At 67.5% G+C, this 23472-nt stretch carries 20 protein-coding genes; 15 read left to right on the top strand and 5 right to left on the bottom strand.

Annotation, left to right across the window (positions count from 1 at the left end):
• The first annotated feature begins 8 nt into the window (after window positions 1–8).
• Genes BLW05_RS04645 through BLW05_RS04585 form a run of 13 tightly spaced genes read left to right on the top strand, consistent with a single transcriptional unit; the run spans window position 9 to window position 16189 of the window.
• Window positions 9–2273 (top strand): arginine/lysine/ornithine decarboxylase, encoded by a 2265-nt coding sequence (locus BLW05_RS04645; protein WP_093160200.1) that lies wholly within the window; start codon window positions 9–11, stop codon window positions 2271–2273.
• Window positions 2274–2277: 4 nt separating this feature from the next.
• The gene (speC, locus tag BLW05_RS04640) at window positions 2278–4653 is read left to right on the top strand and encodes an ornithine decarboxylase (RefSeq protein ID WP_093160197.1); all 2376 of its coding nucleotides are present in this window, start codon (window positions 2278–2280) and stop codon (window positions 4651–4653) included.
• 51 nt (window positions 4654–4704) lie between these two features.
• Window positions 4705–6036, top strand: a complete 1332-nt coding sequence (gene potE / locus BLW05_RS04635) for a putrescine-ornithine antiporter (RefSeq protein WP_256330028.1) — start codon at window positions 4705–4707, stop codon at window positions 6034–6036.
• 15 nt (window positions 6037–6051) lie between these two features.
• Window positions 6052–6957, top strand: coding sequence for an amino acid ABC transporter substrate-binding protein (locus BLW05_RS04630; RefSeq protein ID WP_177142553.1), 906 nt, complete (start codon window positions 6052–6054; stop codon window positions 6955–6957).
• A gap of 29 nt (window positions 6958–6986) precedes the next feature.
• A complete protein-coding gene (locus BLW05_RS04625; protein WP_093160192.1) occupies window positions 6987–8210 on the top strand; it encodes an arginine deiminase in 1224 nt (407 codons plus the stop codon).
• A gap of 17 nt (window positions 8211–8227) precedes the next feature.
• Window positions 8228–9232 carry an ornithine carbamoyltransferase gene (locus tag BLW05_RS04620; protein ID WP_093160190.1) on the top strand — a complete coding sequence of 335 codons (1005 nt, stop codon included), beginning with the start codon at window positions 8228–8230 and terminating at the stop codon, window positions 9230–9232.
• 2 nt (window positions 9233–9234) lie between these two features.
• Entirely contained in the window at window positions 9235–10188 is a 954-nt protein-coding gene (gene arcC / locus BLW05_RS04615; protein WP_093160187.1) for a carbamate kinase, read from the top strand.
• A gap of 50 nt (window positions 10189–10238) precedes the next feature.
• Window positions 10239–10877, top strand: coding sequence for a VIT1/CCC1 transporter family protein (locus BLW05_RS04610; RefSeq protein ID WP_093160185.1), 639 nt, complete (start codon window positions 10239–10241; stop codon window positions 10875–10877).
• A gap of 19 nt (window positions 10878–10896) precedes the next feature.
• Window positions 10897–12027: an AI-2E family transporter gene (locus BLW05_RS04605; protein ID WP_093160182.1), complete on the top strand. Its 1131-nt coding sequence runs from the start codon at window positions 10897–10899 to the stop codon at window positions 12025–12027.
• Window positions 12028–12031: 4 nt separating this feature from the next.
• Window positions 12032–13609, top strand: coding sequence for an efflux transporter outer membrane subunit (locus tag BLW05_RS04600; RefSeq protein ID WP_093160180.1), 1578 nt, complete (start codon window positions 12032–12034; stop codon window positions 13607–13609).
• A gap of 55 nt (window positions 13610–13664) precedes the next feature.
• The gene (locus BLW05_RS04595) at window positions 13665–14807 is read left to right on the top strand and encodes an HlyD family secretion protein (protein ID WP_093160177.1); all 1143 of its coding nucleotides are present in this window, start codon (window positions 13665–13667) and stop codon (window positions 14805–14807) included.
• A gap of 9 nt (window positions 14808–14816) precedes the next feature.
• On the top strand, window positions 14817–15860 hold the full coding sequence (locus BLW05_RS04590; protein WP_093160175.1) for a DUF2955 domain-containing protein: 1044 nt from the start codon (window positions 14817–14819) through the stop codon (window positions 15858–15860).
• Window positions 15857–16189, top strand: coding sequence for a potassium channel family protein (locus BLW05_RS04585; RefSeq protein WP_218135139.1), 333 nt, complete (start codon window positions 15857–15859; stop codon window positions 16187–16189). Before BLW05_RS04590 ends, BLW05_RS04585 begins: the two co-directional genes overlap by 4 nt.
• A 27-nt stretch (window positions 16190–16216) precedes the next feature.
• Here BLW05_RS04585 and BLW05_RS04580 read toward each other — a convergent pair whose 3' ends face one another.
• A complete protein-coding gene (locus BLW05_RS04580; RefSeq protein WP_093160507.1) occupies window positions 16217–16966 on the bottom strand; it encodes a tRNA-uridine aminocarboxypropyltransferase in 750 nt (249 codons plus the stop codon).
• A gap of 143 nt (window positions 16967–17109) precedes the next feature.
• Here BLW05_RS04580 and ygiD point away from each other — a divergent pair, with 143 nt between their 5' ends.
• Window positions 17110–18015, top strand: a complete 906-nt coding sequence (ygiD, locus tag BLW05_RS04575; RefSeq protein WP_256330025.1) for a 4,5-DOPA-extradiol-dioxygenase — start codon at window positions 17110–17112, stop codon at window positions 18013–18015.
• 46 nt (window positions 18016–18061) lie between these two features.
• Here ygiD and BLW05_RS04570 read toward each other — a convergent pair whose 3' ends face one another.
• From BLW05_RS04570 to BLW05_RS04560, 3 genes are all read right to left on the bottom strand, one after another.
• The gene (locus tag BLW05_RS04570; protein WP_177142552.1) at window positions 18062–18613 is read right to left on the bottom strand and encodes a Spy/CpxP family protein refolding chaperone; all 552 of its coding nucleotides are present in this window, start codon (window positions 18611–18613) and stop codon (window positions 18062–18064) included.
• A 108-nt stretch (window positions 18614–18721) separates the two neighbouring features.
• Entirely contained in the window at window positions 18722–19288 is a 567-nt protein-coding gene (locus tag BLW05_RS04565) for a methyltransferase family protein (protein ID WP_093160167.1), read from the bottom strand.
• A gap of 84 nt (window positions 19289–19372) precedes the next feature.
• Window positions 19373–20032 (bottom strand): ABC transporter ATP-binding protein, encoded by a 660-nt coding sequence (locus tag BLW05_RS04560; RefSeq protein ID WP_093160164.1) that lies wholly within the window; start codon window positions 20030–20032, stop codon window positions 19373–19375.
• Between the two features lie 213 nt (window positions 20033–20245).
• Between BLW05_RS04560 and BLW05_RS04555 the strand changes: the two genes are divergently transcribed.
• Complete coding sequence (locus tag BLW05_RS04555) at window positions 20246–21490, top strand: NAD(P)-binding domain-containing protein (RefSeq protein WP_093160162.1); 1245 nt, start codon at window positions 20246–20248, stop codon at window positions 21488–21490.
• Here the strand turns inward: BLW05_RS04555 and BLW05_RS04550 are convergent, their stop codons facing one another.
• Window positions 21491–23353 carry an AMP-binding protein gene (locus tag BLW05_RS04550; RefSeq protein ID WP_093160159.1) on the bottom strand — a complete coding sequence of 621 codons (1863 nt, stop codon included), beginning with the start codon at window positions 23351–23353 and terminating at the stop codon, window positions 21491–21493.
• Window positions 23354–23472: the final 119 nt, after the last annotated feature.

Below are 23472 nucleotides of genomic sequence, written 5' to 3'. Positions count from 1 at the left end.
AGAAGATCATGCAGTTCCAGTCCAGCTTCCCGATCCTCATCGCGCATCGGGACGTCGGCGCGCCTTCGGTCGCGGGCGTGCGCATCCGTCAGATCCAGGACGAGCTCGAACGTCACGGATGGAAGACGATCACGGTCGCGGACCAGTCCGATGCGGGCATCGTCGCCGGCGCGCACAAGGGCCTGTCCGCGATCGTGCTGAGCGCCGAGCCGGTGCGGGGCGACGCGGAGCTGCTCAAGCGCCTCGTCGAAGAGATGCAGAAGGTGCACCAGCGCGCGCCGCTGCTGCCGGTCATCGCGCTGGGCGAAACGGCCGCGCTGGAGAAAGGCTCGGCGGCGGTGGTCGAGGCGCTGCGCCACCTGCACAGCATCATCTATCTCTACGAGGACACGGTCCCCTTCCTGGCGCGGCAGATCATGCGCGCCGCGACGGAGTACCTGGAAGACCTGCTGCCGCCGTTCTTCAAGGCGCTGGTCGATCATGCCGAGCGCTCGGCCTATTCGTGGCACACGCCGGGGCATGCGGGCGGCATCGGCTTCACCAAGTCGCCAGTGGGCTTTGCGCTGCACGAGTTCTTCGGGGAGAACACGCTGCGTTCGGACCTCTCGGTCTCGGTCCCCGAACTCGGCTCGCTGCTCGACCACACCGGCCCGGTGAAAGAGGCCGAGGCCCATGCCGCGAGCGTGTTCGGCGCGGACCACACCTACTTCGTCACCAACGGCACATCGACCGCCAACAAGATCGTGTGGCACTCGATGGCGGGGCGCGGCGACCTCGTCGTGGTGGACCGCAACTGCCACAAGTCGCTGCTGCATTCGTTGATCATGACCGGCGCGACGCCGATCTATTTCATGCCATCGCGCAACGACTACGGGATCATCGGCCCGATCGGCCTCGACCAGTTCTCGCCCGAGGCCATGCGCAAGCGCATCGCGGCGAGCCCCATCGCGCGCGGAAACAAGGGGCAGGTGCGCATCGCGGTGGTCACCAACTCCACCTACGACGGCCTTTGCTACAACGCCGAGATGATCAAGGCGAAGGTCACCGATCAGGTCGACGCCCTGCATTTCGACGAAGCCTGGTATGCCTACGCGGCCTTCCACGAGTTCTATTCGGGCCGGCACGCGATGGGCGTGCCGCGCGGCCATCCGCGCGCGGACCACACGCTGGTCTTCGCAACGCAGTCCACGCACAAGCTGCTCGCCGCCTTCTCGCAGGCGTCGATGATCCACATCCAGGAGTCCGACAAGCGCAAGATCGACACCACCCGCTTCAACGACGCGTTCATGATGCACGGGTCGACCTCGCCGCACTACGGGATCATCGCGTCGCTCGACGTCAGCGCCGCGATGATGGAGGGGCCAGCCGGTCGCTCGATCGTGCAGGAGACGCACGACGAGGCGATGAACTTCCGTCATGCGCTGGCGGCGGTGGGCGAGGGCTTCAACAAGCGCGGCTGGTGGTTCCAGGTGTGGCAGCCCGACAAGCTCGACCTGAAGAAGCCGCCGAAGACCTCCGACTGGGTGCTCGCGCCGAATGCGGCGTGGCATGGCTTCGGCAAGGTGGCGAACGACTACGTGATGCTGGACCCGATCAAGGTCACGCTGCTCACGCCGGGCCTGGTCAGCGGCGGCAAGCTCGGCAAGAGCGGCATCCCCGCGTCGATCGTCACCAAGTACCTCTGGGAGCGCGGCCTTGTGGTCGAGAAGACGGGGCTCTACAGCTTCCTGATCCTGTTCTCGCTCGGCATCACGCGTGGCAAGTGGACCACGATGGTCGATGCGCTGGTGGACTTCAAGACCGACTACGACAACAACGCACCGCTGTCGCGGGTGCTTCCCAGCGTATGCGCCGCGGGCGGTGCCACCTACAAGGGCATGGGCCTGCGGGATCTCTGCGAGGCGCTGCATGCCTGCTATCGCGACAACGACACCGCGCGCGCGATGAACGCGATGTACACCGAGCTGCCCGAGCCCGCGATGATCCCCGCCGAAGCCTACGACCGGCTCGTACACGGGCGCGTGGAGCCGGTGCCGATCGAGGCGCTCAAGGGCCGCGTCACCGCGGTGATGCTGGTGCCGTATCCGCCGGGCATTCCGCTGATCATGCCCGGCGAGCGCTTCGGCACGGATTCGATCATCGAGTACCTGAAGTTCGCGCGAGATGCGGACGACCGGTTCCCGGGCTTCGAGGCGGACATCCACGGGCTCAGGTTCGAGATCGACCGCAACGGAGCGAGGCACTGGCTGGTCGATTGCGTGAAGGAGGGGTAGACCCATGAGCCGCTACGCCACCTATTCGCTGCAGCCGCAGGCGATTCCGATTCCGCTGCACAAGTACCTGAAGGTGGTCGCCGTCGTCGACACCGACAACCTGCAGACGAAGGAATTGCTGGCGCGCCTCGTCGCAAACGGCCTCGAGCTCGAAGTGGCCGGCCGCTTCGAACGCGACCTGGCCGAGGACGCCGGCGTGGGCGCGTACATCCTCTGGATCGATGGCGAGATGCTCGAGAAGGCGCGCACGCTGATGCGCGAACTGCGCGGTGTGGGCTTCCGCACGCCGGTATGGATCCTGGCGGACTCGCAGCGCATTTCCGACGTGCCGGTGGTGAGCGGGCTCGGCGAGGTCGAAGGCTATGTCTACCTCGGCCAGCAGTCGCCCGAGTTCTACGCGAAGCAGATCGGCGCGAGCCTCGTGAAGTACGGCATGTCGCTGCTGCCGCCGTTCTTCGGCAAGCTCATGGCCTACGACGGCAAGGCGACCATCGCCTTCGACTGCCCGGGGCATCAGGGCGGGCAGTTCTATCGCAAGTCGCCGGCGGGGCAGCTTTTCTTCAAGCACTTCGGCGAGGCCATCTTCCGCAACGACCTGTGCAACGCGGACGTGGAATTGGGCGACCTGCTGATCCACGAGGGCGCGGCCGACGAGGCGCAGCGGCATGCGGCGCAGGTGTTCGGCGCGGACCGGACCTACTTCGTGCTCAACGGCACCAGCACCTCGAACAAGATCGTGGCGAATGCGCTGCTGCGGCGCGGCGACCTCGTGCTGTTCGATCGCAACAACCACAAGTCGGTGCACCAGGGCGCGCTGGTGCAGGCCGGCGCGGTGCCGGTGTTCCTGCCGACCGCGCGCAACGCCTTCGGGATGATCGGCGCCGTCGATTGGGATGCCTGGGACGAGGCATCGCTGCGCGAGCGGATCCGTTCGCATCCGCTGATCGAGGACAAGTCGCGGGCGGATCAGCCGCGCCCGTTCCGTCTCGCCTGCATCCAGCTCGCGACCTACGACGGCACTGTCTACAACGTGCGCAAGGTGCTGGAGCGCATCGGCCACCTGTGCGACTACGTGCTGTGGGACGAGGCCTGGATCGGCTACAACGCCTTCCACCCGCTGTTCACCGACCACAGCCCGATGCGGCTCGGCGAGCTGGACAAGGACGCGCCGGGTCTTTTCTCGACGCAATCGGTTCATAAGCAGGGCGCAGGCTTCTCGCAGGCCAGCCAGATCCACAAGCGCGACGATCACCTGATCGGGCAGCGGCGCTACGTGAATCATCATCGCTTCAACGAGTCGTTCCTGATGAACGCCTCGACCTCGCCGTTCTATCCGCTTTTCGCATCGCTCGACGTGAACGCGAAGATCCACGAAGGCAAGGCCGGCGAGATGCTGTGGGACCGCTGCATCGAACTCGGGATCGAGACGCGCAAGAAGTTCCGCGAGTTCGGCCGCCACTTCGCGCAGACCGGGCGCAACGCACTGGAGCAGTGGTTCTTCGATCCCTTCGTGCCTGACCGCGTGACGATCAAGGCCTCGCCTTTCATCGGCGACGTGAGCGACGTGCCGTGGGAAAACCTCGCGACGGACGTGATCAAGCGCGAGCAGCAATGCTGGAACTTCGACCCCGCGGCGCGCTGGCACGGCTACGCGGGCTACGTGGACGGCTACGCGATGGTCGATCCGAACAAGCTCATGCTGCTGACGCCGGGCATCGACCGTGCCACCGGCGAGTACCTCGACTTCGGCGTCCCCGCGACCGTGGTCGCGAACTACCTGCGCGAACAGCGCATCGTGCCGGAGAAGTGCGATCTCAACAGCATCCTGTTCCTGATGACGCCGGCGGAGGACGAGAGCAAGCTCAACAGCCTCATCGCCAAGCTGGTGAAGTTCAAGAACCTCTGGGACGAGGACGCGATGCTGCAGGACGTGCTGCCGTCGCTCTACGCCGCGAACGCCGAGCGCTATGCCGGCTACACGCTGCGGCAGGTCTGCAACGAGATGCATGCGTTCTACCGCGACGCGAACATCAAGGGCCTGCAGGGGCAGTGCTTCCGCGCCGACAGCTTCCCCGAGCTTGCGATGCTGCCGCAGGACGCCTACCGCGCGCTGGTCGGCAACGAGATCGACTATGTGCCGCTGGCCGAGGCGCAGGGACGCATCTCCGCGACGCTGGCGCTGATCTACCCGCCCGGCATCGGCATCGTGGTGCCGGGTGAGCGCTGGGACGAACGCGCGAAGCCGATGCGCGACTACTTCTGCGCCTTCGAGGAGTCGTTCAGCCGATTCCCGGGCTTCAACTACGAAGTGCAGGGTGTCTATCAGGAGCGAGGAACCGACGGGCGCATCCGCTTCCATACCTACGTGGTGCGCGAATAGCGCGCCAGCGGTCGGAGCGGGCCCCGCGGATAACAAACCAAGGAGACGACGATGGCAGCCGTTCAGGAAAAGAAGATGGGCGTGATGCAGTTGACCTTCATCGTGACGGTCAACATGATGGGCTCGGGGATCATCATGCTGCCCGCCAACATGGCGCAGGTCGGCGCGATCTCGCTGCTTTCGTGGGTCGTGACAGCGCTCGGATCGCTCGCGATCGCCTACAGCTTCGCGCAGGCGGGGGTGTTCAACCAGCGGTCGGGCGGCATGGCGGCCTATGCGGAGGATGCCTACGGGAAGGACGGCTACTTCAACGTCTTCTTCCTGTACTTCATCTCGCTGGCGATCGCGAACGTGGCGGTGGCGAGTTCCGCGCTGGGCTACCTCGCGGCGTTCTTTCCCATCCTCACGTCCTCCGCGATCTCGACCTGCATCGGCGTCATCGCGCTGCTGTGGATCACGACGGTCGCGAACTTCGGCGGGCCCAAGCTGACCGGGCGCATCGGCGCCATCACGGTGTGGGGCGTGATCCTGCCCGTGGGCTTCATTTCGATCGCGGGATGGTTCTGGTTCAGCAGCCAGACTTTTTCGGCGGCGTGGAATCCGAAGGGACTGAGCCTCGGGGAAGGCATGGGCTCGAGCATCTCGCTCACCCTGTGGGCCTTCCTCGGCATGGAGTCGGCTTCGCAGAACGCCTCGGCGGTCGAGAACCCGAAGCGCGACGTGCCGCTCGCCTGCATGTTCGGCACGCTGGGCGCGGCAGTGATCTACATCCTCTCGACCACGGTGATCCAGGGGATCGTTCCGAATGCCGATCTGGCCAAGTCCACAGGCCCGTTCGGGCTCGCGTACACGCAGATGTTCAGCCCCGCGGTCGGCCAGACCGTGATGGCGCTGGCCGCGATGGCCTGCGTCGGTTCGCTGCTGGGCTGGCAGTTCACGCTCGCCCAGACCGCCAAGGATGCGGCCGACACCGACATGTTCCCGGCCATCTTCGGCAAGGCGAGCGCGGCCGGTGCGCCGATCGCGGGCATGGTGATCATGGGCGTCGTGCAGTCGATCATGGCGCTGTCCACGATCTCTCCGGACCTGAGCAAGCAGTTCGCCGCGCTCGTGAACCTCGCGGTGGTGACCAACGTGGTGCCCTACATCGTCTCGCTCTCGGCGCTGTTCGTGATCATGCGCAACGCGGGTGTCGACGCCGGGGTCTACAAACGAAATGCCTTCGTCGCGGTGGTGGCGATGCTGTATTCGGTGTACGCGCTCTATGCCTCGGGCAAGGACGCGGTGCTCGGCGGCATGCTGGTGATGGCGATCGGCTTCATCATCTACGGCTTCATGGCGCCGCGCTTCGTGACACGGGTGGCAGCCACCCGTACCGCATAAGGGAAGGGGATGGCCATGCGACACACCAGGACACGAAACGTCTTCATTGCGCTGGTCGGCGCGGCACTGCTGCACGCAGGTGGCGCATTCGCGGCGGGCACGCTCGACAAGTTGCGCGAATCGGGCAAGTTCGTCGTCGGCTATGTCTCCGACGGCTCGCCGCTCACACAGAAGGATGCGACCGGCAAGGCGACCGGTTATGCAATTGCGCTGTGCACCAAGATCGGCGACGCGGCCAGGCAGGAGTTGAAGCTGCCCTCGCTGGCGGTCGAACTGTTGCAGGTGTCGATGGAAGAGCGCTTCAGCGCCGTCGAGCAGGGCAAGATCGACATGCTGTGCGGCGCGGTGCCCACGCTGGAGCGTCGCGCCCAGGTCAGCTTCTCGATCCCGGTGGGCTTTGTCGGCGTGAATGCAGTCATCCGCTCGGACGCACCGGTGCGCCTCGTGCAGGTGCTCACAGGGCAGGAGCCGCCCCGCGCGGTGATCTGGCGCGGCACCAACGCGCCGGAGCGACGCGCGCTCGCCGTGGTCAAGGGAACGGTGGTAGAGCGCGCTCTGGTCGACAAGCTCGCCGAGCGTCGCATCGCGGTCGACGTGGTGTCCGTCAAGGACACGGGCGAGGGCGTGCAGGCGGTGGTCGATCGTCGCGTCGATGCCTTCTTCGATGGGCGCCCGCTGCTGCTCGACGCCGTGGGGCGCAGTCCGGCCAAGTCCAGCCTGGTCGTGCTCGATCAACTCTTCCGCCGCGAACTGCTGGCCTTCGCGATCCGGCGCAACGACGATGACTTCCGCCTCACCGTGGATCGCGCGCTGAGCCGGATCTACCGGTCGGCCGAATTGCCGACCATCTACCGCACGTATCTGAAGGAGCCGGACCGCGAGACGCTCGAATTCTTCGAACTGATGGCCCTGCCCGAATAACCGTTGAAGCAGCACACAGGAGGCTCGACATGCAAAAGCTAGGAGTGCACAGCGAAGTCGGCAAGCTCAGGACCGTGATGGTCTGCCGACCGGGACTCGCCCACCAGCGCCTGACGCCGGGCAACGCCGCAGAGCTTCTCTTCGACGATGTCCTGTGGGTGCAGGAAGCGCAGAAGGACCACTACGACTTCGTGCTCAAGATGCGCGAGCGCGGCGTGGAGGTGATCGATCTGCACGACATGCTGGCCGAAACGCTCAAGGACGCCGAGGCCCGCGCGTTCGTGCTCGACCGGCGCATCACGGTCAACGACGTGGGGCTTGGCGTTGCGCCTCTGCGGGCGTGGCTCGACGAGATGCCCGCCGAGAAGCTGGCCGAACACCTGATCGGCGGCATCGCGGTCCTCGACGTCCCGAAGAGCGAGTGGTCGAAACTGCTCGAAGAGGCGATGGGCGGCACCGACTTCCTGGTGCCGCCGATTCCGAACACGCTCTTCCAGCGCGACCCCTCATGCTGGATCTACAACGGCGTGACCTGCAACCCGATGTACTGGCCTGCGCGCAAGCCGGAGACGCTGCTGCAGCGGGCGGTCTACAAGTTCCATCCGCGCTTCAAGGGCGCGGACTTCAAGATCTGGTGGGGCGATTCGGACGAGCCCTTCGGCGCATCGACGATGGAAGGCGGCGACGTCATGCCGGTCGGCAAGGGCGTCGTGCTGATCGGCATGGGAGAGCGCACCACGCGGCAGGCGGTGTTCCAGGTCGCGCAGCAGCTGTTCGCGAACAAGGCCGCCGAGCGTGTGATCGCCTGCCTGATGCCCAAGAGCCGTGCGGCGATGCATCTGGACACCGTGTTCAGCTTCTGCGATCGCGAGGTGGTCACGGCGTTCCGCGAGGTGTCCGACCAGGTGCGGTGCTACAGCGTGCGGCCGGGGGAGGGCGATGCGCTCGACATCCGGGCGGACAAGGGGCATATGTTCGATGTCGTGAAGGAGGCCCTCGGCATTCCCAAGATGCGCGTGGTCGACACCGGCGGCAACGCATGGCAGGCCCAGCGCGAGCAATGGGACGACGGCAACAACGTCGTCGCGCTCGAACCGGGCGTGGTGGTGGCCTACGACCGCAACCCGTACACCAACACGCTGCTGCGCAAGGCCGGGATCGAGGTGATCACCGTGCGCGGCGCGGAACTCGGACGGGGTCGCGGAGGCGGCCATTGCATGACGTGCCCCATTTCACGTGATCCCGCGTATTGACCCATCAGGAGAGTTTCATGAGCTTCAATCTGCGCAACCGCTCCCTGCTGACCGTGCAGGACTACACCCAGCGTGAGTTCCGCTACCTGCTCGACCTGGCGCGTGACCTCAAGCGCGCCAAGTACGCGCGCACCGAGCAGCGCCATCTGCTCGGCAAGCAGATCTGCCTGATCTTCGAGAAGACCTCGACCCGCACCCGCTGCTCGTTCGAGGTGGCCTGCCACGACCAGGGGGCGCATGTGACCTACCTGGACCCCGCCGGCTCGCAGATCGGCCACAAGGAGTCGTTCAAGGACACTGCGCGCGTGCTGGGCCGCATGTACGACGCGATCGAGTACCGCGGGTCGAGCCAGACCGGCGTCGAGACGCTCGCGAAGTACGCCGGCGTGCCGGTCTTCAACGGGCTCACCGACGAATACCACCCCACCCAGATGCTCGCCGACGTGATGACCATGCGCGAGCACAGCGACCGGCCGATCCACGAGATCAAGTACGCGTTCATGGGTGACACCCGCAACAACATGGGCCACTCGCTGATGATCGTCGGCTGCCTCATGGGCATGGACGTGCGCATCTGCGGGCCGAAGTCGCTCTGGCCCGCGGAGGAATTCGTGAACATCGCGCGCGATCTGGAAAAGCGCTACGGCGGCAAGCTCACCATCACCGACGATCCGAAGGCGGCGGTCAAGGGCGTGGACTTCATCCACACCGATGTCTGGGTGTCGATGGGCGAGCCGAAGGAAGTCTGGAAGGAACGCATCGACCTGCTGAAGGCCTACCAGGTCAACGCCGAGCTGATGAAGGCCAGCGGCAATCCGCACGTCAAGCTGATGCACTGCCTGCCCGCGTTCCACGACAGCGAGACGGTGCTGGGCAAGCAGATTGCCGACACCTACGGCATCAAGGACGGCCTCGAAGTCACCGACGAGGTGTTCGAGTCCGAATACAACATCGCCTTCGAGCAGGCGGAGAACCGCATGCACACGATCAAGGCCATCCTGGTCGCAACGATGGGAGACTGACCATGCTCATCGTCACCGCGCTCGGCGGAAATGCGCTGCTGCGACGCGGGCAGCCCATGACCTCGGAGAACCAGCGCGAGAACATCCGCGTCGCCGCCAGGGCGCTCGCGCCGGTCGCCCGGCTGCACGACATGGTGGTTGGCCACGGCAACGGGCCGCAGGTCGGCCTGCTCGCGCTGCAGGGTGCGGCCTACACCGACGTGGAGACCTATCCGCTCGATGTGCTCGACGCGGAAACCGAAGGGATGATCGGCTACATGATCGAGCAGGAGCTGGGCAACCTGCTGCCGTTCGAGCGGCCCTTCGCGACGCTCCTGACCATGATCGAGGTCGACCCGAAGGACCCGGCCTTCGCGAACCCGACCAAGTTCATCGGCCCGGTCTACACCAAGGAAGTCGCCGACCGGCTCGCGGCCGAGAAGTCCTGGGTCTTCAAGCAGGATGGCGACAAGTGGCGGCGCGTGGTCGCCTCGCCGGAGCCCAAGCGCATCTTCGAGCTGCGCCCGATCAAGTGGCTGCTCGAACACAACACCATCGTCATTGCAGCGGGCGGTGGCGGCATTCCGGCGGCCTATGAGCCGGGCTCCCATCAGCCGGGTACCCATCGCAAGCTGGCCGGAATCGAATGCGTGATCGACAAGGACCTGGCCACCGAACTGCTCGCGCGCGAGCTCAAGGCCGACCTGTACGTGATGCTCACCGATGCCGACGCCGTCTATGTGGACTGGGGCAAGCCGACGCAGCGCGCCGTCCGCCGCGCGACGCCCGATGCGCTGTCGGCGATGACCTTCGCCGCCGGCTCGATGGGGCCGAAGGTCGATGCGGCCTGCCGCTTCGCGAAGGCGACCGGCAAGACCGCCGCGATCGGTGCGCTCGGGGACCTGGAACGCATCATTGCCGGCGAGGCGGGAACCACTGTATCGTCGGCGGCGTCCGGCATCGTGCTTGCGAGATAGGTCGGTGTGGCGGCAGGTGCCGCCCGCGCACGTCGGGAGGAGGAGTCCAGATGGAAAACCGAATTCTCGATCCGATAGACCGCAATTCCGAGATCCTCTTCGGCCTGTTCATGGTCCTGAGCTTCACGGGCACCTTGAGCGTGGCCACTGCCGGCCAGAAGGAGGTGCGTGAGATGCTCATCGCGGCGCTCGGCTGTAACCTCGCCTGGGGCTTCGTCGACGCCGTGATGTACGTGCTGCGCAACCTCGTGACGCGGGCGCGCCAGGCCAGGCTCTGGCGCGAGGTGATCGCGGCGTCCGGCGAACCGGCCCATGACCTGATCGCGCAGGAGCTGGGTCCGCTCTCGAGTGCGCTCGGGCCGTCCGATCTCGAACGCACGCGGCAGTGGATGGTGGCTCAGTCGTTGCACAGGGCGCCGGCCACAGGGCTCACGCGGCAGGATCTGCTCGGCGCCTTTAGTGTCTTCCTGCTGGTCTTCGCATCGACCTTCCCACCGGTGCTGCCCTTCCTGTTCTTCAGCGAGGTGCGGCCCGCCATGCGCGTGTCGGCCGTGATCGGGATCGCGATGATGTTCCTGTGCGGCTATGGATGGGGGCGCTACGCGGGCCTCCAGCCGTGGCGCGCGGCCTTCGTGATGGCCGCGCTCGGTGCTGGCATCCAGCTCGTGATCATCGCGCTGGGCGGTTGAATCCTAACGGGAGAAAAGCATGTCGATGCCTGCCGAATCCGACGATCGACTGGTGTCACGCGGCGCGTCTGCGCTCATGGATGTGCTGATCCGCGCCGGCCTCGTGATCGTGCTCGCGCTGCTCTGCTACCGCGTGTTTTCCCCGTTCCTGACGTTGATCGCGTGGTCGCTGATCCTCGCGGTCACGCTCTATCCGGCACAGCAGTCGCTCGCGCGCCGCATGGGTGGGCGGCAGGGGCTCGCGGCCACGGTGCTGGTGCTGGCGGGCATCGTGCTGATCATCGTGCCCACCGCGGTGCTCCTGAGCTCGGTCGGGGACTCGGTGCGGGGGCTGATCGCCGACGTGCAGAACAACTCGCTGCGGCTGCCCGCACCGCGCGACAGCGTCGCGAAATGGCCCATCGTTGGCGACAAGGTCTTCGCGATCTGGACGCAGGCGCACGACGACTTGCCGGCGCTGGTTCAGAGCCTGCAGCCGAAGATCGGCAATCTCGCGCGCACTGCGCTCGGCGCGGTTGCGGGCATCGGCGGCGCGCTCCTGATGTTCCTCGCCGCGATCATCGTTGCGGGGATCGTCATGGCCTTCGGCGAGGCTGGCAGCGGCGCCGTCCAGGCGATCTTCGTGCGCATCATCGGGCCCGCGCGCGGTGTCGAGTTCGCGAACCTCTCCACGGCAACCATCCGCGCGGTGGCGCAGGGCGTGATCGGCGTCGCCTTCATCCAGGCGATCATCGTCGGGGTGTGCCTGCTGATCGCGGGCGTCCCGTGGGCCGGGGTGCTCTCGGCGATCGTGCTCGTGCTCGGCATCGCGCAGGTGCCGGCGGTCATCGTCACGCTGCCGGCCATCGCCTGGCTGTGGACACGTGCCGACTACGAAACCGGCGCCGCGGTCGGGTACACGGTGCTGCTGCTGGTCGCGGGCATGGCCGACAACGTGCTCAAGCCGCTGATGCTGGGTCGCGGGGTCGATGCGCCGATGCCGGTGATCCTGATCGGCGCGCTCGGCGGCATGGCGACCGCGGGCATCCTCGGCATGTTCGTCGGCGCCACCTTGCTCGCGCTCGGCTACCAGATCTTCATGGGCTGGGTTGCGACCAGTCCGGCATCGGACGCGCCCGCAGCGAAGAGCGATCTGCCGGCCGGCGACTGAAGGCATGCCGGCCGCGACCTCGCATTGGCACCTTGCGGCCCTTGCGTGGTTCGCGTGCCTGGGCTTGGGCTTGGGCGGCTGCACCATGCTCGGCCCGGACTTCGCGCGGCCTGCCGTGCCGTGGCTTTCGGACTGGTCCGGCGACGCGGGACGCACGCTCGCGACGGATGCGCTGCCGCGCGCGCGGCCCGTGGACGACGCCTGGTGGCACAGCTTCGATGACCCGGTACTCGACGCACTGGTGGCGGAAGCCCAGCGCCGCAACCCCGGCGTGCGCCTTGCGGCGATGCGCATCCTCGAGTCGCGCGCGCAACTCGGCATCGCGGGCAGCGGCCTTTATCCGCAGGTGCAGCAGGTGAGCGGCAATGCGCTGCGTGCCGGCCAGCGCCAGTCGCGCGGCGCGAACACCGCCTTCTGGAGCGCCAGCGCGGGCTTCGACATCGCCTGGGAGATGGACTTCTGGGGCAAGTACCGGCGCGGCATCGAGTCGGCCGATGCGGCCTACTTCGCGAGCATTGCGCAGTACGACGACGTACAGGTGCTGGTCGCGGCGCAGGCGGCCAGCCTCTACGGCAGCATCCGCACGACCGAGCTGCGGCTTCGCATCGCGCACGAGAACGCGCAGATCCAGAAGCGCAGCCTGCAGATCACCGAGCGGCTGTTCCGCAGCGGCAACGAGGCCGAGCTCGATGTGCAGCAGGCCCGTTCGCTGTACCTCGCCACGCTGGCGACCATTCCCGAGTTCGAGGGCCTTTTGCGCCAGTCGCAGAACGCACTCGCGGTGCTGCTGGGCCGGCCGCCGGGCGCTTTGCCCGAGATGGCGGCCGGGGAGGGCCGCCTTCCTCGCGCCGAGCTCGGGCTGATCGTCGACGTGCCGGCGAACCTGCTGCGGCGCCGGCCCGACGTGCGCACGGCCGAGATGCAGCTCGCCGCGCAGTCCGCGCTGATCGGGGTCAGCGAGGCGGCGCTCTATCCTTCGATCGCGCTCGGCGGGACGCTCGGTCTCTCGGCCACCTCGATCGCGGGGTCTTCGAACACCGCGAGCTGGGCGATCGGCCCGGCGCTGCTGTGGAACGTGTTCGACCACGGCAACCTCCAGAACCAGGTGCTGGTGCAGGATGCGCGCTTCCGGCAACTGCTGGAGCAGTACCAGAACACGGTGCTGACCGCAGCGCGCGAGATGGACGATGCCGCCGCCAGCTTCGCGAGCAACCGCGCGCAGATCGACCTGCTCGAAGGCGCGGTGCGGGCCGCGCGCCGCTCGCTCGACATCGCGACGATCCAGTACCGCGAAGGGCTGGTCGACTTCCAGCGCGTGCTCGATTCGCAGCGGACGCTGTTCAGCCAGCAGGAGCAACTCGTCACCACCCAAGGCAGCGTGGTGCAGAGCCTGGTGGCCCTCTACAAGGCCATGGGCGGCGGCTGGCAGGCCGCGCGCGACCAGCCGCTGCCGATGGACGAAGACACGCGCCGCGCCATGGCCGAGCGCCGCGACTGGACGCCACTTCTGAACGATCCCCTGCCGCCGCCCGGGGCAGAGCCGCCTTCGCGGCGACGGAGCGACGCGGAGGTCACGCAATGAGCCGCCGGGCCGCCCCAAGGCGAATTCCGCAGCGCTGCTGCGCGGAGGTCACGCAATGAACCAGCAGCAAACCGCCACCCCACCGGCTGCCCAGGAGCTGCCGCCCGAAGCGCCGGTGCCCAAGGCCAGCGCCGGCACGCGCATCGGCGCGCTGGTGCTGGCCGCATTGATCGTCGGCAGCCTCGTCATCTACTTTGTCGGCGACCGCCTCACGCCCAGCACCTCGCAGGCGCGCGTGCAGGCCTTCGTCGTGCCGGTGGCGGCCGAGGTCGCAGGCAAGGTGCTGGCGGTGCATGTGCGCGACAACGAAGAAGTGCAGCCGGGACAGCCACTGCTCGATATCGACCCCGAGCCTTTCCGCATTGCGCTGCGCCGTTCGCAAGCCGATTTCGAATCCGTGCGGCGTTCGGTGCAGGGCTCGGTCGCCGGTGTGGACGCGGCGCGCGCCGCGTTGGGCGTCGCACAGGCCGGTCGCGAGATGGCCGAGCGCGATGCCAGCCGCCAGGAAAGACTGCATGACGAAGACCCGGGCGCGATCTCCGTGCGTCGACTGGAGATCGCGCAGTCGACGCGCGACCAGGCGCGCAGCCAGGCCAAGCGGGCGGAGGCGGACCTGCGCAAGGCGCAAGAGGCTGCCGGCGGCGTCGGGGAGGACAACGCGCAACTGCAAAGCGCCAAGGCCGCGATGGAGAAGGCCGCACTCGACCTCGCACGCACCCGCGTGATCGCGCCTGCACGCGGCAGGGTCACCGACCTGCAGACCGACGTCGGCCTCTTCGCGCAGCCGGGTGCGCCGCTGATGACGCTGATCGCGATACACGACCTGTGGATCAGCGCCGAGATGACCGAGAACAACCTGGGCAACATCGAGCCCGGCGACGAGGCGGCCATCGTGCTCGACTTGCTGCCCGGACAGGTGCTTAAGGGGCGGGTGCGCAGCGTGGGCCGCGGCGTGAGCAGCGGCAAGCAGGGCTCGCCCGGCGCGCTGCCCACGGTGGAGAACAGCCGCGACTGGCTGCGCCAGGCACAGCGCTTCCCGGTGGTGGTGGAGTTCGATCCTTCCGAGATCGACCGCCTGCGTCGCGTCCAGGTGGGCGGCCAGGCCGACGTGCTGGTCTACACCGGCGACAACCCGGTGATGAACGCTCTCGGCGCGGTGTACATGCGCGTCGTGAGTTGGCTGACGTACCTCTACTGAAAGACGGCCATGACCCGCGGTGACAAGGCAAGCCTGCGCCTGACCCTGGGACTGGGCCTCGCCACGCTGCTGGCCTACGGGCTCGCGCTGAAGCTGCCGTTCGTGGTCTGCGTGATGGCGGTGCTCGTGCTGTGCAAGCCTGGGCCGCCCCTGCCGCTGGTCAAGGGCATCGTCGCTGCGGTGGTACTTGCGGCGTTGATCGCGGCCGGGGTGCTGATGGTGCCGCTGCTGGAGCACTACGCGGTGGCCGGCGTACTGCTGACCGGCGTGGTGCTCCATGCGGTGTTCCATGCCGGTCAGCGCGGTGGCGGCGCGCTGACCGTCTTGCTGGTGATCTCCTTCGCGATGATGCCGGTCGCCGGCGTGGCGGAACAATCGCTGATTGCGGTGCTCAGCGTCACGCTTGCCGTCGGGCTGGGCGTCGGCACGCTGGTGAGCGCGCTGTCCGGCGCGCTGTTTCCCGATCCTCCGCCGCAGCAGGCGGGGGCGGCCGCGCCGCGCGCCGGGGCCATCTCGGCCAACTGGATCGCCCTGCGCGGGACGATCATCGTCATGCCGGTCTTCGTGCTCGCGCTGACCAACCCTTCGTTCTACCTTGCCGCCGTCATGAAGACGGCGACGCTGGCGCAACAGGCCGGCGAAGCGCAAGCGGGCGCGGCCAGCCGCGAGCTCGTGGGCTCGACCCTCATGGGCGCCTTCATCGGCATGGGGGTGTGGATGGGCCTGTCGCTGTGGCCGAGCCTCTGGATGCTGATGTTGTGGCTGATGGCCGCGGCGCTGTGGACGGGCTCGGCCATGTTCGGCGTGCGGCGCACGCGCTTTCGTCCTTCGTTCTGGAGCAACGCGCTGGTGACCGCGCTGATCCTGCTCGGCCCCGCGATCGAGGACAGCGCGAGCGGCAAGAGCGTGCTCGAAGGCTCGGTCATGCGCGTGTGCCTTTTCGTGGGGGTGGCGTTCTACGCCTCGGCCACGGTGTGGGTGCTGGAGCGCTGGAGAAGGCGCTCGCTACAGCCCGTTTCTCGACCCGATGTCCACCGAGCGAGTGCCAAATGAAGTCTTCCAGGATCATCAGGCGCCGGTTCTTCCGCGAGCTTTGGCAGGGGCTGGTCATTGTCTGGCCCGCGGTTTCGGGGCTGCTGCTGATGATGCCGCTGATCGGCCTGCTCGTCGCGAAGGTGGAGGGGTGGCCGCTCACCGACGGGCTGTACTTCTCCTTCGTCACCGGCCTGACGGTCGGCTACGGCGACCTCGTACCCAAGTCGGGATTCGCCCGCGTGCTGGCCATGTTGCTCGGGATTGGCGGAATCGTCCTGACCGGTCTCGTGGTGGCGGTCGCGGTCGAGGCGTTGCGCGCGGCCTTGAGCGGCGAGGATCGCGGATGAACTGCCTGCGATGAGTGCCTGGCGGGTTCAGCCGCTGCGAGGCTGCTGGTTGCGCTGCTCGCGCAAGCGCTGGTGGGCGGCGCCCTCCCATGCAACGGGTTGCTGGTTCTTCGCATGCAGATAGTGATGGGTGAACACCGCCAGGTAAGCCTCCAGCGTTTGCGCGGCAACGGGCTCGCCTGCCAGGTCCAGGCATAGGGCAGCCACTTCGCTGGTGCACAAATGGTCGTCGCGGCCGGAGCGGCGCAGCTTGTATTCCGATGCCTGCTCAGGCTCCAGACTCAGCACCGGGAATGGGTCGAGGTAAGGACTTCTTCGAAACATCTTGCGCGCTTCGGTCCATGTCGCGTCCAGGAGGATGAACAGCGGGCGCTTTCCGGCATCGCCATGCAGGCTGTCGGGCTGCACGGCGCGCACGACCCGCTCGGGCGCGACGTACTGGCCCGGAAACACGACATACGGTTGCCATTGCGGGTCGGCCAGCAGGGCCAGAAGAGCCGGGTCGGGCTCGGTGCGCGTCCAGCCGAAGGCAAAGGTATCGGGCACCACATCGGCGATCAGCCAGCCGGTGTTGGTCGGCTTGAGCGGCTCGATGTCGGCCATGAGCAGACACACCCCTGCGCGCGTGGTCAGCGAAGGGCGCAGGGCACACATGCAGTGGCTGGGGACCAGCCTGCAGCCGCCGCAGCGCTCGCGCTTCCAACCACCACGGGCGAGAAAGGGTTTGGCGCTGCGCGCGAGACGCGCGGCGCGCAGGCGGGATACGGCGTGTGGCATCCGGAGATTCTCGGGCAAGCCGACTGACAGCGAGACGGTCGAAGACACGAGGCCAGATCTCATTCAGCGAGCGCCGGGCTTCAGCGTCGAAGTCGGCTTGCAGGATGCGAGTACGCTCGGCATCGAACAATTTCCTCGAGAACATGCTTTCTGCCGATTCCAGCCGCCGCGGCTTCCTCCTCCAATCTTCAGCGCACGGTGCCGTCGCGTTGCTCGCGACGGTGTCTGGCCTCGCGCACGCTGCCGCCGAGCAGACAGGCCGGGCGGCGGCCCGCATGCCCACGATCTTCATCGGCCACGGCAGCCCGATGAACGCGATCCGGGACAACGAGTTCACGCGCCGATTGCTTGCGTGGGGGAAGGCTTTGCCGACCCCGACGGCCATCCTGAGCGTCTCGGCGCACTGGCTCACGCAGGGGGCGACCGGCGTAGGCATCCAGGAGCGGCCCAAGACCATCCACGACTTCGGGGGCTTTCCGCAGGCCCTGTTCGACATCGAGTACCCCGCACCCGGTCACCCGGCCATCGCGCGGGTTGCTGCCGGCCTGGTGACCCAGGGCCGCGTCGTGACCACGCAGCAATGGGGCCTGGACCACGGCACGTGGACTGTGCTCAAGTACCTCTACCCCAAGGCGGACGTACCGGTCTTCCAGCTGTCGATCGACTATGACAAGCCGGCCGCTTTCCACTATGCCGTGGGCCGCGAGCTCGCAGCGTTGCGGGACAAGGGGGTTCTCATCCTCGGCAGCGGAAACATCGTGCACAACCTGCGTGCGACAGATCGGGGCGTCCCGGACGCACCGTCCGCGAGCCGCCCCTGGGCCCAGTCTTTCGACGACGCGGTGAAGTCTGCGCTGCGGGGACGAGATGACAAGGCGCTGATCGATTTCGGCAAGCTCGAAGGCGCTTCGGTCGCCGTTGCGACGCCCGACCACTACTACCCGTTCCTGTACCCCCTGGGCGCCGCCGGGAGCGGGGAGCGTGCGCAAACCATCTACGAAGGGTTCCAGTCCGGGACGCTCAGCATGCGCTGCGTCCAGTTCGGATAGGACACGGCCACCAGTCGCCCCGACCTCCTCACTCAGGCTGCCGTCATCATCTGAAGCCCGTGCCGCCGCTCGGTGGCTCCGGCTTGCCCGGCGCGCCAGACGCCTCCGAGCCTTCCCCGCCACCGGGCAGGACGGCAGGCAGCTCCTGGTCGGCCACCTGCCGCTGCTCCGGCGAAAGCGCCTCGTAGAGACGGTCGACTGCGTCCGCCAGGGCCGTCCATTGCCGCGAGCTCGTCTGAATCCGTTCCGCCCGCGCGCGTACCGTCTGCGCTGCGCTGGCATCGCCGTCGCCCGGCGCGCGCACGGCGTTGTGCACCATCAGGTCCCAGGCCTTGGTCTGGAAGGCATCCCACAGCGGCGACTGCTCCGGCGTGATCCGCAGGCGCAGCCGCAGGTCGTAGAGCCGGCTGCTTGCTGCGCTGGAAAGGGAGGTGGGGTTGTTGAGGGTGTCGCTGCGTGGGGTCGAGGGGCTGGCGCCTCCCGATCCGCGGCGGCCGCCCATGCCACCCCCCATGCCGCCCGCGAACTGCGCGAAGCCGGAACCGGCCAGTGTGATGGAAAGGAGGGCGGCCGCCAGCCGGGGCACGAATCGGGTCATCGAGAAGTTCCTGGTGCGCAACGCCGGCAGGGGGCGGAGCCATCGCATTGGAGGGCGCGGCGCGCAAGCCAATGTGCCCGGCGGGTAAAGCCGGCGTAAAGAGAGGCGCTACAGCAGGAACGGAACGAAGCGGCGTGTGCGGCGCATGTAGTTGCGATAGGCATCGCCGAAATGTTCGAGGCATTCCTGCTCTTCGCGCCGGGCGGTGACGAAGAGCAGCGCGGTCGCTGCCAGCACCAGCAGCAAGGCGAGCCAGGTGAAGCGCTGCAGGAAGACGCCCCAGGCCAGGCAGATCAGTGCCGCGTACATCGGATGGCGGATGTACTTGAAGGCCCCGGTCGTCACCAGCCGGGTCGTCCTCTCGAATCCGAGTAGCGCCTCGTCCTCGCGGGTGCCGCCCGGCTGGCCCACCCGCCTCAAATGGCGCACCGCATGCAGTGGCAGCCAGGCCGAGGTGGCGAGCAGCGCCAGCGCCAGCGACTGGCTCGGTGACAGCGCGGGATCGTCGCCCCAGACAGGGAGGTTGATCCATATCAGGCCGAAGATGCACTCCACCGCGAAGAAGCGATAGAAGCCATGCGAGCGCGGGCGCGTGATCGCGCCGCGCGAGAAGTAAAGCACGATCGAACTGGCGATGACGAAGGTTGCAGGGTAGGCCTGGAGGGGCAGAAGCATCGGGGAACCTGCATGCGGGGGTGGTCCGCGCAGTGCTCGGGATCGGCCATTGTGAAGCCCGATGGTCGCTGTGGCCTGGGTCGCCTAGGCGTGCGCCGTTCGATCGGAATGAAGCGGCAGATCCATCGAGCCGGAAAGCGGGACCGAATCGATTCGCGAGGCGCTTGCGACAACGATGGCCCGGTCGGGCCGCTCGGCAAGGGAAGCGAGCGTGTGCCAGAGGAAGCGAATCGATGCGGCGTCGAGCGCGGCCGCGGGTTCATCGAGCAGGGTGAGCGCGCGTCCCGATGCGAGCGCAGCCGCCAGCCAGACCTTGCGCTTCGAGCCGGTCGACAGCATGTACATCGGCTTGTCGAGGTGCGGGGTCAGGGAGAAGCCCTCGACGAAGGTTCGCCAGCCGGCCTCGTTGAAACGCGCATCGCCCGCGCGGAGCGAGGCCGTGCACTCGACCGCGCTGACCTTGTCGAACGCGTCGGTCTCCGGGTCGCAGAAGAAGACGTTCCGTCGATAGGCCTCGGGCTCGTGGTCAAGGCGTGCGCCTGCGAGGCTCAACAGGCCCCTGGCGGGCAGGTGGCCTGCGATCAGACGAAGGAGCGTCGACTTTCCGCTGCCGGTGTCGCCGTACAGCAGCGTGACGCCGGCGTCGATGGAGGCACTCCATCCAGCCGCGAGTGCCGGCTGCCCGGGATGCGCGAAGTACAGGTCCGTGACGTCGAGGATGGGGGAGGGTGCCGCAGGGTTCATGCCTCAACCCTACAGCAATGACCCGGCACAGCTGCGCCTTCCCTCATCTCCTTCTTTCGAAGGATTCGATGCAGATGAATGCAAAAGATACGGCGCGCGCAATCCCAGCACAGTGGGCTACATCTCGCGTCGCCGTCGGGGTTGACCACGGTGAACGGCCATCGCATATTCCGCGCAGGCATCGTTTGACGCAGTAACTTCTTGGGGCCCGCCATGTCCACTGAGCGTGTCGAAACCATCGTAATCGGCGGTGGCCAGGCGGGCCTGGCGATGAGCTTCCACCTGGGGCGACTGGGCGGCGAGCACCTCGTGCTCGAGCGCGGAGAGCTCGCGGAACGCTGGCGAAGCGAGCGCTGGGATTCGTTGCACTTCCAGTCGCCCAACTGGAACATGAATCTTCCGGGTTGGCCGCGCATGACAGCCGACCCGCATGCGGACCCCAATGCCTTTTCTCCGCTGCGCGAGGTCACCGACTACATCGAACGCTATGCGGCGACCATTCGTGCTCCCGTGCGCACCCGGTGCGCCGCGCTTTCGGTGAAGCGCAGGCCGGGGTCGCGCGAGTTGCAGGTGCAGACTGACGGCACCCTCTACGTGGCGCGCAACGTCGTGGTGGCCACGGGCCCGTACCAGGTTCCGCGCGCGACCCCTTCGCTGGGCGCAGGCGTGTTCGAACTGCATTCGACCCAGTACCGCAATCCGAAGCAGCTGCCCGACGGCGCCGTGCTCGTGGTCGGCACCGGCAACTCCGGCGTGCAGATTGCCGAGGAACTGTGCCGCGCCGGACGGCGCGTGTTCCTGTCCGTCAGCTCGCATGAGCGGATCCGGCGTCGCTATCGCGGAAAGGATTGCATCTGGTGGCTGATCGCCACGGGCTCGGCCGATTCGACGCTTCGCGACTGGAAGGGCGCGCGTCTGTCTCGCCTGATGACCGGCGTGAATGGCGGGCATGACATCGACCTGCGCCGACTGGCGGCCGAAGGGATCGTGCTGACCGGCCGCGTCAAGGCGGCCGAGAACGGCCGGATGGCGATGGCCGACGATCTCGCCGCCAGCATCGCGCACGGCGACGAATCGCTGAAGGCGTTCGACCGTCGATGCGACGAGACGGTTCGCACGCAGCAACTCGATCTCCCACCGGCGGATCCGCCCGGGGCGTTGCCCGATCCGCCGGCGCTCGACACACCGATCTGTACCCTCGATCTCGCTCGCGAGGGGATCACGTCGGTGATCTGGGCCAACGGTGCCCATGCGGACTTCAGCTGGATCGACTTGCCCGTCTTCGGCCCCTCACCGGAATCGAGGAGGGCGCCCGTGCACGAGCGCGGGGTGACCTCTGAAGCCGGTCTGTACTTCCTGGGCCTGCCCTGGCTGCACAAATGGAAGTCGGCCTTCCTGTTCGGCGCGGACGAGGACGCGGCCTACCTCGCGGCGCACATCGCTGCGCAGCAGCGCTGATCAGCCGGCGGTCACCCGCGTCTCGAACAGATAGACCGCCAGTGCGTCCTCGACGGTTGGCACGGCTGATCGCGCCGCGTCGGGCAGATCCACCGTCACCCGCATGCCTCTTCGGCCGCCCTCTTGGACGCGGATCTGCGCATCGCGCAGTCCGAGCCGATCGTGGACGACGTGCGTCACCAGGCGCGACGCGGCGTCGCAGCGCAACTGCGGCTTGTAGATCTTTCCGACGGAAGTGAGCGGGATGGCGTCGACGATGCAGATCTGCTTCGGCCATGCGGGACGTTCACCGATGGATTGCTCCGCGTGTTCCCGAAGTTCTTCTTCCGTCGCGGTGGCACCGGGTCTGAGCGCCACGTAGCACACCGGCAGTTCGCCGGCGTAGGCGTCCGGCATCGCCACCGCAGCCGCCAATGCCACGGCGGGGTGCGCCGCCATCGCGTTCTCGATCATCAAGGGGTCGATGTTGTGGCCGCTGCGGATGATCAGGTCCTTGGCCCGGCCGGCGATGTAGATGCGACCGCGCGCGTCGGCATAGCCAAGGTCGCCGCTGTTGAGCAATCCGTCGTCGAAGACGCCCGCATCGTGTTCAGGGTTGCGATAGCCAGGCGAGACATGCGGCCCCCGGGCGGTGATCACGCCGATCTCGCCCGGCGCGCAAACGGGGCCGAGCCGACCGTTGGCTTCCAGCCGCCGAACTTCCACGCGGGTATAGGGCAGGGCCCAGCCGACCGAGCCGGCGCCACCCTCGCCGGCCACCGGGTCGATCGCGATCAGGCCGGAGGCCTCCGTCATGCCGTACACCTCGAACAGCCCGATGCCGACGACTTGCCTGAAGCGTTCTCTCACGGCTGTTGGCAGCGAGGCGGCGCCGCAGAATCCGGCGCGTGCGGCGCTGAGGTCGGCGCCGTCCAGCGGCACTTCCAGCACGGCGCCGATGGAAGTGGGCACCGCGCCCACCAACGTGGCACCGTAGCGCGCGGCCAGTCGCCAGTAGCCTTGCACCATTGCCGGATTGCGCAGCCCGCCGGGCGACATGACCAAGAGGCCGATCCCGGCCATGAATGCGCTCAAGCCGCAGAAGATGGTTCCGCCGACATGGAACAGCGGCAGGGTGGCCGTGAGGGTATCGGTCGGTCGCATGTCGCCCAGGACCGCGCCGCCCAACGCCGCCACGAGCTGGCTGCGGTGCGTGTGCGCCACGAGCTTGGGCGCGCCGGTCGTGCCGCCCGTGTGAAAGTAGGCCGCGATGTCGCCGTCCCGCCCCGGATCTCCGAACACGAGCCGGTCGTCGGGCTGCGCCATCAAGGCGGTGTGAAAGTCGATCACGCCGGGCTCGACCGGGATGCCGGGAGGCGCCACGCGCACCAACTGCAGCCCCGGCACCGCGTCGCGCAGCGCCAGCGCCTTCTGCCAGATGTCCAGCACCGGGTGCGGCCCCAGCGCGACCAGGATGCGGGCGCCGGAGGCTTTCAGCAGGCCTGCGATGTGTTCCGGCTGCAGCAGGAAGTTGATCGGCACCGCGTAGCCCGCAGCTTCGGCGCCCCACAGCGTCGCATGGGTCTCGACCAGGCTCGGCAGCATGTAGGCGACGCCAGGGCGCGGCCCGGCGAGGGTGGCGAACAGGTTGGCTGCCCGGCGCACCAGTCCGAGCAGCTCGCGGTAGCTGACGCGGCGGGGTTCTTCGTCGGGGGCGCCGGTCATCAGCATCGTGATCGCGGTGCGATCGGGCTGGTCCAGCGCGCGGGCGATGAAGACGTCGAGGATGCTGCGCTCGGGCAGGCGCTCCTCCAGCGTCATTTCCGACTCGAAGCGCCGCAGGTCTTCCAGGTCGCGGATGCCGGTTTCGGGAAGGACCGCCATGGTGGTTGCTCCGCACGTTGACGAGCGGGCCACGTTAACTGATCGGTGTGCCGCGGGCAATCCAGGTCGACCAGCGCGGAAAGCCGCGCCTCGGAGGCCGCCTTGCAGCACCTCGTTCC

The sequence above is a fragment of the Variovorax sp. YR216 genome, from assembly GCF_900107745.1.
In the GTDB taxonomy this organism is placed as follows: Bacteria; Pseudomonadota; Gammaproteobacteria; order Burkholderiales; family Burkholderiaceae_C; genus Variovorax.
Note: the sequence above shows the minus strand (reverse complement) of the source record. Positions and strands in the feature narration are given on the sequence as shown.